The organism is uncultured Lactobacillus sp. (assembly GCF_902491705.1).
Classification (GTDB): Bacteria; Bacillota; Bacilli; order Lactobacillales; family Lactobacillaceae; genus Lactobacillus.
In genome coordinates this window covers 1-13,926 of sequence record NZ_CABUIW010000001.1, presented here as the reverse complement: position 1 = coordinate 13,926, position 13,926 = coordinate 1, and the positions used below count along the sequence as shown (strand labels likewise).

The window sequence follows — 13,926 nt, the reverse complement described above, 5'->3', positions numbered from 1 at the left end:
ATTCGTGCAAAACGTCTTTTCTTAACTATTCCTTATTTTCGTTATTTTGCAAGGTGTACAAGTTATAGTAGTAACCCTTCTTAGCAAGCAATTCTTCATGATTGCCGCGTTCAATAATTCTACCCTTGTCTAATACAATAATTTGATCAGCATCTGCAATTGTAGACAATCTATGCGCAATTGCTAAAGTAGTTCTACCCTTACGCAATTGCTTTAATCCTTGTTGAATTAATGTTTCTGTTTCAGTATCAACATTAGCAGTAGCTTCGTCTAAAACCAATACTTTTGGATTAGTAACTAGTGTTCTAGCAAAAGAGATCAATTGGCGCTGTCCTTGACTTAATTCTTCTCCGCCTTCAATCACCTTAGCATGATATTTGCCTGGCATCTTTTCAATAAATTGATCTGCTTGAACTGCCTCAGCAGCTTTTTTAATCTCTTCATCCGAAATATCTTGATTATATAAACGAATGTTAGACGCAATATCACCATAAAACATGAATGGCTCTTGCAAAACAAGACCTAATTTTTTACGTAATTCTTCTTTAGGATATTTTCTAATATCTACATCATCAATCAAAATCTCGCCTTTACCAAATTCATAAAAGCGCATCATTACATTAATAATTGAACTTTTACCAGATCCAGTATGACCAACTATCCCAAGAGTTTCACCGGGATTAACTGTAAAAGAAATATCATGCAAGATTTCATTTTTACCATCATATGAAAAACTAACATGCTTGAATTCAATTTTTCCGCGTTCAATCTTTAATCCTTCTTGCGTATCTTGCTTTGGTTCATATTGCTGGTCATCTAAGATAGCAAAAATTCGTTTACCAGCTACAATACCATCTTGGAAGAAAGTCATTTGATCCATCATAGTAGAAATTGGATTAAACAGTTGAGATAAGTATTGTGAAAATGCATATACCACACCAGCTGGAACAAAAGTTGCTTGTAAAGGAAAACCGAAATACATCAATGTTACAGCTAAAGCAAGTGAATAAAGCAAACTAGTTAAAGGTGAAAGTAGTAATGAATTAATGCGGATCATGTTAAAACGAGTATTCATTAACCCACCGTTTTCACTTTCAAACTGGTTGGTCATTCTTTTTTCTTGATTAAATTGCTGAATAATCGATACGCCTTCGATTGATTCATTTAAATTAGCATTAATTCTACTCAAACGCTCTCGATAGTTTCGATAAAGTCGTGAACTCTTTTGTGAATAAAGCCAAATGACAAATAGCAAAATTGGAACGAAAGCTAAAACGATCCAGCCAGCAATCACGTTTGTAGTAAACATCGCAACTAGTGCTGTTACTACAGAAAATGCACCAATTACTACCGTTGAAAGCACGGTCAGAAAGTTGCTAAGAGTCATGGTATCGTTAGTTACTCTTGAAACAATAGAGCCGGCAGGTGTTTGATCGAAATAGCGCATCCCTAATTTGTGGAGTTTACGATAAAGAGCCTTTCTAATACTCTCTAGCGTTTTTTCTGAACCTAAAGCAAAGAAATATTGATACGTAAATTGAATTACCGCTTTTAAAATTGATCCTACTCCATAAAGCAATCCCGCAAACAAAATGATTTGTACTGTTGCACTCTGCTTAAGCAAAAAATTATCTAAAAAATACTGCAATCCACGCGGAAGCAAAATGTTAATCACACTAACTAAGAAAGCTCCCACTAAGGCAATAGTCATTTCAAATTTGAAATGTTTTACAAAGCCCATTAGTCGCTTAAAAATTGCAACTTGCTCTTTAAATGGAATCGCTTTGGACCAAACTGATTCTTGTTTTTCTCCATTATTCATCTATATCTTCACCTGCCTTTGCTTGAAGCTCTTGTCTACGCCACATCTCGGCATACCAACCATTTTCTTTTAACAGATCTTGGTGATTACCTCGTTCAATGATTTGACCATTCTTTAATACCAAAATTAAATCAGCATCCATCACAGAAGTTAATCTATGAGCCGCAATCATCGTCGTCTTACCTTTTCTTTCACTACGCAATGACGATAAAATTTCTGTTTCAGTCTTTGCATCTACCGCAGACAAAGCATCATCTAAGATCAAAATCTGACTATCTTTTAATAAAGCACGTGCAATAGACATTCTTTGTCTTTGCCCACCAGAAAGTGAAAGTCCATTTTCACCTACCAAAGTTTCATAGCCATGTGGCATTTGCAAAACATCATCATGTAAGTCACTCTTTTTAGCTGCAGAAGCAATATCTTGTTTATCTGCATCTTCTGAAGAAAAGGCGATATTCTTTCCAATACTAGTTGAAAAAAGAAAGTTATTTTGTGGCACATAAGATATTTGGCTAAGCAAAACTTTAAGCGGAATTTTCTTAATATTGATGCCGTTCAAAGTTATTTGACCGTCATATTGATCGAACTCTCTTAAAAGCAGTTGAATAATCGTGGTCTTCCCTGCACCTACACGACCTACTAAACCTAAGGTTTGACCAGGCTTTAAAATAAAATCGATGTTTTGCAAAACAGGGATATCTTTTTCATCAGGGTAAGCAAACGATTTAATGTCAAAATGCAAATCACCCTGTAAGTCCTCAGCCTTAATATTTTTATCAGCGTGTGCATCTGTAATTAAAGGCTTTTCATATAATAATTTTTCAACTCGATCGTAACTGGCGCTACCTCTTTCCAAAATATTAAATAGATATCCAATCGCAAACATTGGCCAAACCATGTTAGAAATATATGCAATAAATGATACAAGTTGTCCAATCGATAAGACTTTATTTGTAACTAACAATCCTCCATAAATAATTGTGATGACATAAGTAGCACCAATAATAGTCGTGCCTAATGGATCAAATAACGAATCCCAAACAAAAACCTTTTTATTGATATTGATTGTGTCATCGACCATCTTATCAAAGGCTTGAGTATCTTCTTTTCCTTGACCAAAAGTCTTAAGCACCTTAATACCTGATACAGATTCTTGTGTCTTATTATTCAAACGAGAAAAGGCAGCCTGTGATTTGTCAAAGGCATCATGCAAACGATCACCGAGCTTCCAAGCACCTAATGCTAAAAATGGCAAAGGTAGTAATGCAACGATAGTAAGACGCCAATCTACAAAAATAATCATGGCTATCATCGTTGAAAGTCCCATTACAAGAGAATCAACTAGAGTTAAAACACCATCACCTGCTACATTTTGAATGGCAGTAACGTCATTAGTTGCATGAGCCATTAAGTCACCTGTTCGATGGCGTTGATAAAATGTCCGGTCCATTATCATAAAATGATCAAATAATTTAGACCGCATTTGTCGCTCTAGTTCTGCAGCTCCGCCCCAAATTTGCTTACGCCAAAAATAGCGCAAAATATATAAAACAAAGGCAGCAGCTAAAACGGCAAGAATCAGCATCCCGTATTGGCCCCAGGAAATATGACCTTTGTCAAGCTGGTCAGCCATTAGGCCCAACACTCGAGGTGGAATCAAGTTAGCTAAAGAAGTCAGAGCTAGAAACGTAATCCCAATAATATAGCGCTTCTTTTCCTGCTTAAAAAACCAGCCCAGCTTTTTAAAAATATTCATCTATTCACTCCAATCTTTAAAAAGAGCACAAAAAAGACGAAGGAAAATAATCCTTCGCCTTAACATCACAAAATAATTTATAAATTATTTTTGTTGATGCTTCATCATGTTCATTACTTGATGAACCTTCTTGTTAGAAGGCTTTTGTCCCATTTGAGACATCATAGCAACAATCATATCTTCACTAATAGGAGGATTTTCCTTAAAGTATTTCTTCATGTATGCTCTCGCACCATAAAAACCTGCTGTTGCACCAACTAAAAGTGCAATGATGATCAAAAATATTGCTAATCCTAAATTCATATTATATCCTCCATCTAACTAACAATAATATCTTACATAATTTTCCACTTTTTTGAAAGACTTAATTAATCTTTTCTAAGCCCTTTCTTTCTTTGGGCACGCTTAGCTCTTTCAGAAGTTACTTCTTTACCGTTCTTATCGATAATTACCATATCTTCAACGTCTTGTCTGAAAGCAGCTCTGAAGTTAGCAATAAACTTCTTGTGAAGTTCTTTACGTTCTGCTTCTTCTTCAGGAGTTAAGCCTTCCTTTTCCTTCTTGTGGTAAAGTTCGTTGATACGGTCAGTTACCTTTTTTTCTTCTTCCTTGCTCATAATTTCTTTATTCATAATATCCACCTCACATAACATTCCTAGTCTACCGTATTTTTCTCTCAAAAAAAAGCACTTTTCAAAGAACGCCTGTTTGAGATTGATAGACATTTCTGTTAAAATTAAGTTTAAAGTACAAAAAAATATTTTTCATAAACGGAGAAAAAATATGCCTAAGAAAACTAGTGATACTAAACAATTAGAAATTTTACGCTACATTTATGATACTGTTGAGCATCGCGGCTTTCCACCTACAGTTCGTGAAATTTGTTCTGCAGTAAAGCTGTCTTCTACTTCAACTGTTCATGGACATTTAGCTCGTCTTGAACGAAAAGGCTTATTAATTAAAGACGCTACCAAACCTCGTGCTCTAGAAATCACCGCTGAAGGTAAGGACGCACTTGGAATCAAACCTAAGGAAATCCCAGTTGTCGGTGTCGTTACTGCTGGACAACCAATTCTTGCAGTTCAAGACATTGATGAATACTTCCCTCTTCCACCAGATTTGGAAAGCGATGCTGGTGAACTCTTCATGCTTAAGGTTCATGGTGAAAGTATGATTAATGCTGGTATTCTTGATGGCGATAGCGTTATTGTTAGAAAACAAAATTCAGCAAACAATGGTGAAATTGTCGTTGCTATGACTGAAGATAACGAAGCTACAGTTAAACGTTTCTATAAGGAAAATGGTCATTACCGTCTTCAACCTGAAAACGATACTATGGATCCAATTATTTTACCAAAGGTAAGTATTTTGGGTAAGGTAGTTAGCCTTTACCGTAACAATATTGATTAATAATTGATAAGCTAAAGTTTAATTTAGCTTATTTTTTTAGCAATAAATCATTTATTTTTTCTTCAAATAAAGGCATCCACTTTTCCAAATAACCGGCACGAGTTGGGTGAATTTCGTCAGCCATATAAAGTGAATCTTGATTTTGAAAATCAGGATTGTGGTAAAGATCTAGTACATTTACTTTCCATTTCTTAGCAAGTTCTAATGTACTATCTACCATTTGCTTGTATAGCTTATTTTCAAAATATGGATTCGTATAAATCAAAATTGGACAATCCCACTCTTTTTGAGCTTCAGCAATCATATATTCAATGGCACCAATAATTGTTTGCGTGTCAAAATGATTATCTGAGCTAATTTGACCTAGTTTCTTTTCAGTATTAGCGTCATTAGTTGAAAGCTGCAATACAAACATATCAGGTTTATCCTCTTTAAGCTCTTCTTTAAAACGAGCAACATATGAATCACCATGATAGCTTGTATCTTGATCAACTAAAGTAGTGCCGTTTTCGGCATCTTTAATTGCATCTATACCGTCTTTTTTCCATAAATAATCTACAAAAGATTCGCCTAGTGCACCAAAGCCAAAAGTTACTGATGAGCCTAAAAATAAAATCTTTTTATGGCGTAATGGACTATCAATCGTCTTCACGCTATTCAAGCTATATTTACGATTATTGCCAGGTAAATATGCTAAGTCTGAATAAAAGCGTTGATGTAAGGGATGCTCATCTAAATCCATTCTTAATTCATTTAAGGCAATATCTGATAAATCATTATTTTGTCTAATAGGTATTAAAAAAGTTTCGTTACTCATAATTTTTCCTTTTCTAGATAAGGCTTAATTATCTCCCAATCTTTAACAATATCGTCACTTAACTTTCGATTATAAAATACGGCTGCAGGATGATATTCTGGGAAAATTGTATATTTTTCCTTTGACCAAACATAGCCATCTTTTTGCTCATTAAGTCTTAGAATAGGCGTATCTTCAATTACCTTACCATGTTCTTCTGAAATTTTATGACCTGGACCAAGTAAACGCTCAAGACCGGTATTACCTAAAGCAACTATTAATTTAGGTTGAGCATAGTCTATTTCGTAATCCAAAAAAGGTGCATGTGCTAAAACTTCCTTCTTAGTAGGCTTACGATTAGGATATTTTGTAACTTCTTTATTTTCACGTTTACTGAATACCTTTTTAACTGAATATGGTCTACTTCTAACGGCACTCGTGATATAAACGTCGTCTCTAGTTAAGCCAATCTGCGCCAAAGATTTATTTAACTCTTTTCCAGCATCCCCGCTAAATGGAATATTATTAACTATTTCATTGCGACCAGGAGCTTCACCAATAATCATTAGCAAAGGATGTTTAGGACCACTGCCTGAATTAATTCCCTCAAGACGCATTCCTTCTGAACGCTTTTTCACTTCATCAATTAACTCTTCAGGATAATCCAATAAATTCTCCCTCCTTTTCAAAATTTTATTCTGCAATTAATATTATAAATAATGTGAAATACTATTTCACTTCTTTGTTTTTTACGATATAATTAGTTCAATTTAAGATAAAATAAAAGCCGCCGGTGTGGATAACTGGTGGCTTTTGTCTTAATTCCACACATAATATCGATTTTTAGATTTTTGATTTCACAAATATAAAATGCTTTTATATAAGCATTTTAAAACATTATCCAATAACTTTGTGACAAAATATATGTGTTACACAGTGGTTTCACATTGCTTTTATTTCACAAAGTATAATAAAAAAATAGCCGATTCTTGCGAATCGACTATTTTTCATTTTATTAACGACGTGCTTCAGCAATTCTTGCTGACTTACCGTGACGTTCACGTAAGTAGTAAAGCTTAGCGCGACGTACACGACCATGACGCTTAACTTCAACCTTAGCAACACGTGGGTCGTTAACTGGGAAAGTTCTTTCAACACCAACACCTGAAGCAATCTTACGAACAGTGTAAGTAGCACCGATGCCAGTACCCTTCTTCTTAATTACAACACCTTCGAACAACTGAATACGTTCGTGAGTACCTTCAACAACACGTACGTGAACAGTAACAGTATCACCTGCACGGAAAGCAGGAATATCGTCACGAATTTGTTCTTTAGTTAATTCTTGAATTAATGGATCCATAATATATTTTTCTCCTTCTTCGGTCTTCATCAACGCACCAGCGCTAGCGGAACACCCATAACTTATTTATAAATGGTCTTTTAACCACGCTTACTAGTGTAGCAAGGAAATGACATAAATTCAAGAGTTAGTTTACTCTTGTTTTGCTTCAGCCTTTATATCACGAAGCATTTTTTCTTCTTCACTAGTCAATTCACGATCTTCAAGCATATCTGGTCGATGCAGATACGTAGCCTTCAAAGCTTCATAGTGACGCCATTCAGCGATTTTTTGGTGATTACCACTCGTCAAAACTTCTGGTACTTTTTGGCCTTCAAAGTCAGCTGGGCGAGTATATTGTGGGTATTCAAGCAAGCCATGAGAGAAGCTTTCTTCAACAGGACTAGCTGCATTACCCAAGATTCCAGGTAACAAACGCACAGTCGCATCAATCATACTCATTGTTGGCAATTCGCCACCTGTTAAAACGTAGTCACCAATTGATACTGTTTCATCAGCTAAATCATAAACACGTTGGTCAAAGCCTTCATAGTGACCACAAATAAAGGTTAATTCATCTTCCTTAGCCCAATCTTGTGCCATCTTTTCATTGAAAGTTTTTCCTTGCGGAGCAGTAATGATTACTTTACCAGTTGAAGGAAGTGAATCAAGTGCCTTCTTGATTGGCATAATTTGTAAAACCATGCCAGCCCCACCACCATATGGAGTATCGTCAACATGATGATGAACATCTGTCGTGAAATCACGGAAATTAACTAAATTGAGATCCCATTTCTTATCTTCAAGACCACGTCCCAGCATTGATACTTGCAATGGTGTAAACATGTCAGGAAAAAGCGTTAAGACATTAATCTTCATCGCGCAATCCCTCCATCAATTCGACATAAACTTTTTTATTAGGAACATCAACCTTTTTTACTACATCTGCAATATTAGGAATCCAATATTCTTTACCATCGTCTTCTCGAACTAACCAAATATCATTAGCACCAGGTGATTGAATATCAGCGATCTTTCCTAAGCGCTTGCCAGATTCATTATCGATTACATCACAATCAAAAATATCTTTGTAGTAATAAGTACCTTCAGGAAGTTCTCCGCGATTATCTTCGCTAACTACTAAAATTTGACCACGTAATTTTTCTGCTTGATCAATATCAGTTACTTCTTCAAATTGAATTAGCCAAAATTGCTTGAATGGTCGACTCTTCTTAATAGTCAAAACTCGATCAACATCATCTTTTAAGGCTAATTGCATCCCTTCAGCAAATCTATCTTCTGGGAAATCTGTAATCACGTTAACTTTAACTTCGCCATTTAAGCCATGCGTGGTTAAAATCTTTGCAACATCAAAATATTGCATTTTTTCTCCTTTTCAGTAACAAAAAAAGCTTGAAGCACTTGGCATCAAGCTTTTTCTAATAGCAAATTACTTGTTGTATTTTGCATCGTGCAACTTAGCCATCAAGCCAGCACCTGAAAGAAGTGATCTAACAGTGTCTGAAGGTTGTGCACCCTTTTGTAACCATTCAAAGATCTTGTCTTCGTCAAGCTTCAATTCCTTTGGTTGTGAAACTGGGTTGTAGTAACCAACTTGTTCGATGAAACGACCGTCACGTGGCATACGTGAGTCTGCAACAACGATTCTGTAGAATGGCTTTCTCTTGGCACCAGCACGGTGCATACGAATTTTAACTGACATAAATTAATTTCCTCCTAAAACTTAACGATTAATAATATACCACCAAATCCAAAAGGTGTAAAGTATTTTTCCTTAACACCTTTATTTTTTTATGAATGGTATCTCTTAATCTTACGCAAACGCTTCTTTTTATTCTTCTTGAAGTTCTTGTTCATGCGACGAATAGCCATTTTAGCCATTGGTGAGTCCATACCAGGCAAATTGCTTAAGCCCTTCATGTTACCCTTAGTAACCTTGCTCATCATTTCGCGCATTTGCTTAAACTGCTTGATCATGCGGTTTACTTCAACAACTGGACGACCTGAACCAGCAGCAATTCTTCTGCGACGACTAGGATTCAAAATATCTGGATCCTCTCGTTCTTCTTCAGTCATTGAATAAACAATTGCCTTAGTATGATTAATTTGCTTTTGATCAACGTTTATGTTCTTAAGCTGTGGGTTATTTGCTAGACCAGGGATCATCTTCATAATTTGATCCAATGGTCCCATCTTTTGTACTTGTTCAAGTTGCTCGACAAAGTCATTGAAATCAAAGGTGTTTTCACGCATCTTTTCAGCAACTTTTTGTGCTTCCTTAGCATCGTAATCTTGTTGAGCCTTTTCGATTAAGGAAAGCATGTCACCCATACCAAGAATTCTTGATGCCATTCTATCTGGGTGGAAGACGTCTAAGTCGCTTAACTTTTCACCTTGTCCAGTAAACAGAATTGGCTTACCAGTAACGGCACGAATTGAAAGTGCGGCACCACCACGGGTATCACCGTCAAGCTTAGTCAAAATAACGCCAGTAACATCAAGACGTTCATCAAAGCCCTTGGCTACATCTGTAGCAGCTTGACCAGTCATGGCATCAACAACTAATAGAATGTTGTCAGGGTTTGCTACCTTTTTAACTCGTTCAAGTTCTTCCATTAATGGTTCGTCAATCTCCAGACGACCGGCAGTATCGATTAAGACATAATCATTTTTATTCTTATCTGCTTCAGCTAAACCATCTTGAACGATCTTAGCAACGTCCTTTTCACCATCTTCGCTATAAACCGGTACATTTAATTGTTCACCAATTTGTTTAAGCTGATCAACAGCGGCAGGACGATAAATATCCCCAACAATTAAAAGTGGACGAGCCTTTTCAGTCTTTTGCAGATGATATGCTAACTTCCCTACAGTGGTAGTTTTACCAGTACCTTGCAAACCAACCATCATGATAATAGTAGGAATATGCTTAGACTTGTTAAGAGGAACAGCTTCCTCACCCATCATCTTAGTCAATTGTTCATTAACGATCTTAATTACTTGTTGACCTGGGTTTAAGCTTTCTTGTACCTCTTTACCCAATGCTTCTTTCTTAATTGTCTTAATGAAATCTTTGACAACCTTGAAGTTAACATCGGCTTCAAGCAAAGCTAATCTAATTTCACGACTAGCCTTATTAATATCTTCTTCTGAGACTTTACCTTTACCAGTTAAATTTTTTAATGCTTTTTGAATTCGTTCACTTAAATTTTCAAAAGCCATGGGTTATTCTCCCCTCAATTGATTTAATAAATTCGTTATTTCATCTTTAGCAGTCTGACTATCGTCATTATCAATAGACAATACTGCGTCTGCTAATACATTTTCAATATGGTCGTTATCCCTACGCATATGAAGCTTATCTTCATAATTTTGCAAGATCTTGCTCGACCGTCTTAAATTATCATAGACAGCTTGTCTTGACACATTATGATTGATGGCAATTTCACCCAAAGACAAATCATTATAATAGTAATCTTCAAAATATGATTGCTGCCCTTCAGTTAATAGTGAACCATAATATGCGTATAAATCGCCAAGCTCTTCGTTTTTAGTTAATTCATCCATTTAAGTTTCACCAGCCTTTAGTATATCAAAAAAGGGCCTTGATCAAAATAATCAAGACCCTTCTTTTAAAATTTACTTGGCAAAACCAGTTAAAGCACTACCAGCAACTATGAAAATTAATCCGATGACAATGTAAATCATTTCACGTCTAGATTTCTTTTCATGCAAGAATAAAATACCACCAAATGTAGCAATTACTGAACATAATTGGCTGTAGATAAATGCATTGGTAACACCATTTTGTTTAACTGAAAGCAAGTAAAATAAAGTACCAATACTAAATTCAATCCCCGCAATACTGTTTCTCCAAAGCAACTTATTGCGATAAACTGCTGTTGCATGTGAACCGATAATGTAAATTACGGTACCGATCAAAACACCAAACATTTCAGGGAAAATATAATCTAATCCATTAACGTTAGGATTGATATTCTTAGCAATCAGCTTTGGAAAACTAGAATAAATCCAGAAACCAATAGTTGTGACTAACAAGAACATAATATTCTTAGCATTGGCATTACCTGATCCTTGATCATCACTTTTAGAACTTAAGACAATCCCGATTACTACTAATGCTAAGGCAATAAAGCCAATGATTTTAGCTTGGGCAGTTGGCCATTCACCAAAAATTAATACACCAATTAGTGAATTACCTACTAATTGAAAACCAGTTGAAAGTGGAATAGTACCACTAACACCGATTCTAGTATATGAAATGAACTGACCCATTTGACCAATAGTCCATAACATCCCTGCAACAAAGGCTACTGCCCAAGTTGCTGCATCGATAGCTGGTCTAGTAAACAAAAAAATAATTAAAGCGGTAGCTGACGCTCCGATTCCCATCCCTGCAATTTGGCTTTGTGGTGAACCTTTAACAGTTAATGGAATAAGGCCCCAGCCAACAATATTAACTAAAGCAATTATTAATGCCATAAAACTCCTTCTTCATATAAAAAATTATTTCATTAAAAAAGACCCTCTTTTTGTTATAACTCTATTTTTAATCTGTAACAAAAAGTAAGTGTTTTCAATATGAATAGAGTGAGTTTTTTAAAATTAAATGGTTGATTTTTTAACGTATTTTTAATTATAATTAGATACATACTATTATTTTAAGGAGGAGTTGCGTTGTGAATCTTTGGCAAAAAATGAACAAAAAAGAAGATCCACGCGTCTATGAAAATAAAGATGGACACCTGGTTCGCTCATTAAAGGTGAAGGATTTCTTAGCTTTAGGCGTCGGTACAATCGTTTCGGCTTCAATCTTCACTTTACCCGGAGAAGTAGCTGCATTGCACACGGGTCCTGCAGTTGCTATTGCATTTGTTTTAGCTGCTATTGCGGCCGGACTTGTAGCATTTGCATATGCAGAAATGGCTGCTGCCATGCCATTTGCCGGATCAGCTTATTCATGGATCAACGTAGTTTTCGGCGAATTTTGGGGATGGGTTGCCGGATGGGCACTTCTTGCAGAATATTTTATTGCTCTAGCCTTCGTAGGATCTGGTCTTTCAGCTAACTTTAGAGCTTTAATTGCACCGATGGGATTAAAGTTACCTGATTCTTTATCCAATGCTTTTGGCAATAACGGTGGTGTTATTGACCTGATTTCACTTATTTCAATATTATTAGTTGCCCTTTTAATCAGTCGTGGCGTTTCAAGAGCAGCTAGAATTGAAAATGCACTTGTTGTATTGAAAGTTTTGGCTATCTTACTCTTCATCGCGGTAGGTTTAACTGCAATTAAGGGTTCTAACTTTGTACCATTTATTCCAAAATATCGTCCAACTGCTCATGGTCCATTTGGTGGCTGGCAAGGTATTTACGCTGGTGTATCAATGATCTTCTTGTCATACATCGGCTTTGATTCAATTGCTGCTAACTCAGCTGAAGCAATTAATCCTCAAAAAACTATGCCACGAGGAATCTTAGGCTCTTTAGCTATCGCAGTTACATTGTTTGTTGGTGTAAGTCTTGTGCTTATCGGAATGATGCCTTATCCAAAATACGCCAACTCAGCTGAACCTGTTGGTCTTGCTCTTCGTTATGCTGGTCACCCTATTATTGCCATTGTTGTTCAAACAATTGCAGTTCTTGGTATGTTTACAGCGTTAATCGGTATGAGTATGGCTGGTTCAAGATTAATTTATTCATTTGGTCGTGACGGGATGCTTCCTAAATGGCTTGGTAAATTAAATGCTGATCGTCGTCCAAACAATGCTTTATGGTCATTAACTACTATCAGTATTTTGCTTGGTGCATTCTTCCCATTCTCTATGCTGTCACAATTGATTTCAGCAGGTACACTTATCGCATTTATGTTTGTATCACTTGGAATTTACAAATTGCGTCCACGTGAAGGAAAAGATATTGCGGATCCTTCATTCAAGATGCCATTTTACCCAGTTTTACCAGCATTAGGCTTCTTGGCTGCATTAATCGTATTCTTAGGATTAGACTATCAAGCAAAGCTTTATGCAGGAATCTGGTTCATCTTAGGTGTAATTATTTACTTAACCTACGGTGTACACCATTCAACTTTAAACAATGATGAGAAATAATTTATAATTGTCAAAATAAAAAGGCCTAATCTCCAAAAATGGAGGTTGGGCCTTTTGCTTTCATCTAGTTATTGTCTTCTTCTTTTTTAAGCATTTTCTTTAAAACTTTAACCAAGCCTAAAGTTTCATCTTTGCTAAGCATGCCAGTAATAGTATGATCTGTTTCTAATCTATGCTTTTCAACCTTTTTGCAAAGCTCTGAACCTTTATCAGTTTCAGTAGCCACATCATCTGATACAGTGATTAATTCCTTAGCCTTTAAGTTTTTGACTAAATCTTTCAACTTATCATCTGTTACATGCAATTCTTTAGCTAATTTTTCAAAAGATTTACCATGCCTATGATGATTCAATTCAATCAAAACTTCTAGTTCATTAGCATTAATGCCAAAGCTCTTTAGATCATCATCCATTTGCTTTTCGACTTCATTACTAATCTTAGTTAAAAATGAACCAATTGTACTTTCTGCCATCTATAATCTTCCTTTCTAGCTCACAAAAAAGCAGCTTAACGCTGCTTTTTCATTAAAGGTTTTCATCCATATTGAAAGTCAACTTAGACATGTTGATTGATTCAATCTGAAGTGAGACCCAAAAGTTAGACACTTTTGGGTCTTTTATTATGACTAAATTTAATAAAGAACAA

Annotated in this window: 16 protein-coding genes; 2 read left to right on the top strand and 14 right to left on the bottom strand. The window is 35.7% G+C overall.

What is annotated here, in order from left to right; translation table 11 throughout:
* Positions 1 to 25: 25 nt before the first annotated feature.
* The 4 genes from RDN22_RS00080 to RDN22_RS00065 form a co-directional block, all read right to left on the bottom strand.
* Positions 26 to 1,822, bottom strand: coding sequence for an ABC transporter ATP-binding protein (locus RDN22_RS00080; RefSeq protein WP_308554678.1), 1,797 nt, complete (start codon positions 1,820 to 1,822; stop codon positions 26 to 28).
* Positions 1,815 to 3,581, bottom strand: coding sequence for an ABC transporter transmembrane domain-containing protein (locus RDN22_RS00075; RefSeq protein ID WP_308554676.1), 1,767 nt, complete (start codon positions 3,579 to 3,581; stop codon positions 1,815 to 1,817). The genes RDN22_RS00080 and RDN22_RS00075 overlap by 8 nt, the downstream gene beginning before the upstream one ends.
* An 84-nt stretch (positions 3,582 to 3,665) precedes the next feature.
* On the bottom strand, positions 3,666 to 3,884 hold the full coding sequence (locus tag RDN22_RS00070; protein WP_013438154.1) for a YneF family protein: 219 nt from the start codon (positions 3,882 to 3,884) through the stop codon (positions 3,666 to 3,668).
* A gap of 65 nt (positions 3,885 to 3,949) precedes the next feature.
* Entirely contained in the window at positions 3,950 to 4,213 is a 264-nt protein-coding gene (locus tag RDN22_RS00065; protein WP_308554674.1) for a DUF896 domain-containing protein, read from the bottom strand.
* Between the two features lie 151 nt (positions 4,214 to 4,364).
* Here RDN22_RS00065 and lexA point away from each other — a divergent pair, with 151 nt between their 5' ends.
* Entirely contained in the window at positions 4,365 to 4,991 is a 627-nt protein-coding gene (gene lexA, locus RDN22_RS00060; protein WP_308554673.1) for a transcriptional repressor LexA, read from the top strand.
* A gap of 28 nt (positions 4,992 to 5,019) precedes the next feature.
* Here lexA and RDN22_RS00055 read toward each other — a convergent pair whose 3' ends face one another.
* The 9 genes from RDN22_RS00055 to RDN22_RS00015 all read right to left on the bottom strand — a co-directional run bounded on the left by RDN22_RS00055 (position 5,020) and on the right by RDN22_RS00015 (position 11,653).
* Positions 5,020 to 5,808, bottom strand: a complete 789-nt coding sequence (locus RDN22_RS00055; RefSeq protein ID WP_308554672.1) for an SGNH/GDSL hydrolase family protein — start codon at positions 5,806 to 5,808, stop codon at positions 5,020 to 5,022.
* A complete protein-coding gene (locus tag RDN22_RS00050; protein WP_308554670.1) occupies positions 5,805 to 6,455 on the bottom strand; it encodes a uracil-DNA glycosylase in 651 nt (216 codons plus the stop codon). Before RDN22_RS00050 ends, RDN22_RS00055 begins: the two co-directional genes overlap by 4 nt.
* A gap of 347 nt (positions 6,456 to 6,802) precedes the next feature.
* Positions 6,803 to 7,150 (bottom strand): 50S ribosomal protein L19, encoded by a 348-nt coding sequence (gene rplS / locus RDN22_RS00045; protein ID WP_003629071.1) that lies wholly within the window; start codon positions 7,148 to 7,150, stop codon positions 6,803 to 6,805.
* Between the two features lie 132 nt (positions 7,151 to 7,282).
* On the bottom strand, positions 7,283 to 8,008 hold the full coding sequence (gene trmD / locus RDN22_RS00040) for a tRNA (guanosine(37)-N1)-methyltransferase TrmD (protein ID WP_308554667.1): 726 nt from the start codon (positions 8,006 to 8,008) through the stop codon (positions 7,283 to 7,285).
* Positions 7,998 to 8,513: a ribosome maturation factor RimM gene (rimM, locus tag RDN22_RS00035; RefSeq protein WP_308554665.1), complete on the bottom strand. Its 516-nt coding sequence runs from the start codon at positions 8,511 to 8,513 to the stop codon at positions 7,998 to 8,000. The genes trmD and rimM overlap by 11 nt, the downstream gene beginning before the upstream one ends.
* 66 nt (positions 8,514 to 8,579) lie before the next feature.
* Positions 8,580 to 8,852, bottom strand: a complete 273-nt coding sequence (gene rpsP, locus RDN22_RS00030) for a 30S ribosomal protein S16 (RefSeq protein WP_003547870.1) — start codon at positions 8,850 to 8,852, stop codon at positions 8,580 to 8,582.
* An 89-nt stretch (positions 8,853 to 8,941) separates the two neighbouring features.
* Complete coding sequence (ffh, locus tag RDN22_RS00025) at positions 8,942 to 10,372, bottom strand: signal recognition particle protein (RefSeq protein WP_308554661.1); 1,431 nt, start codon at positions 10,370 to 10,372, stop codon at positions 8,942 to 8,944.
* 3 nt (positions 10,373 to 10,375) lie between these two features.
* Positions 10,376 to 10,717 carry a YlxM family DNA-binding protein gene (gene ylxM, locus RDN22_RS00020; RefSeq protein ID WP_308554659.1) on the bottom strand — a complete coding sequence of 114 codons (342 nt, stop codon included), beginning with the start codon at positions 10,715 to 10,717 and terminating at the stop codon, positions 10,376 to 10,378.
* 72 nt (positions 10,718 to 10,789) lie between these two features.
* Positions 10,790 to 11,653 (bottom strand): GRP family sugar transporter, encoded by an 864-nt coding sequence (locus tag RDN22_RS00015; RefSeq protein ID WP_308554658.1) that lies wholly within the window; start codon positions 11,651 to 11,653, stop codon positions 10,790 to 10,792.
* Between the two features lie 197 nt (positions 11,654 to 11,850).
* On the opposite strand from RDN22_RS00015, the gene RDN22_RS00010 reads away from it, so the two are divergent.
* The gene (locus tag RDN22_RS00010; RefSeq protein ID WP_308554656.1) at positions 11,851 to 13,281 is read left to right on the top strand and encodes an amino acid permease; all 1,431 of its coding nucleotides are present in this window, start codon (positions 11,851 to 11,853) and stop codon (positions 13,279 to 13,281) included.
* Positions 13,282 to 13,345: 64 nt separating this feature from the next.
* Here RDN22_RS00010 and RDN22_RS00005 read toward each other — a convergent pair whose 3' ends face one another.
* Entirely contained in the window at positions 13,346 to 13,753 is a 408-nt protein-coding gene (locus RDN22_RS00005) for a MarR family winged helix-turn-helix transcriptional regulator (protein ID WP_308554654.1), read from the bottom strand.
* Positions 13,754 to 13,926: the final 173 nt, after the last annotated feature.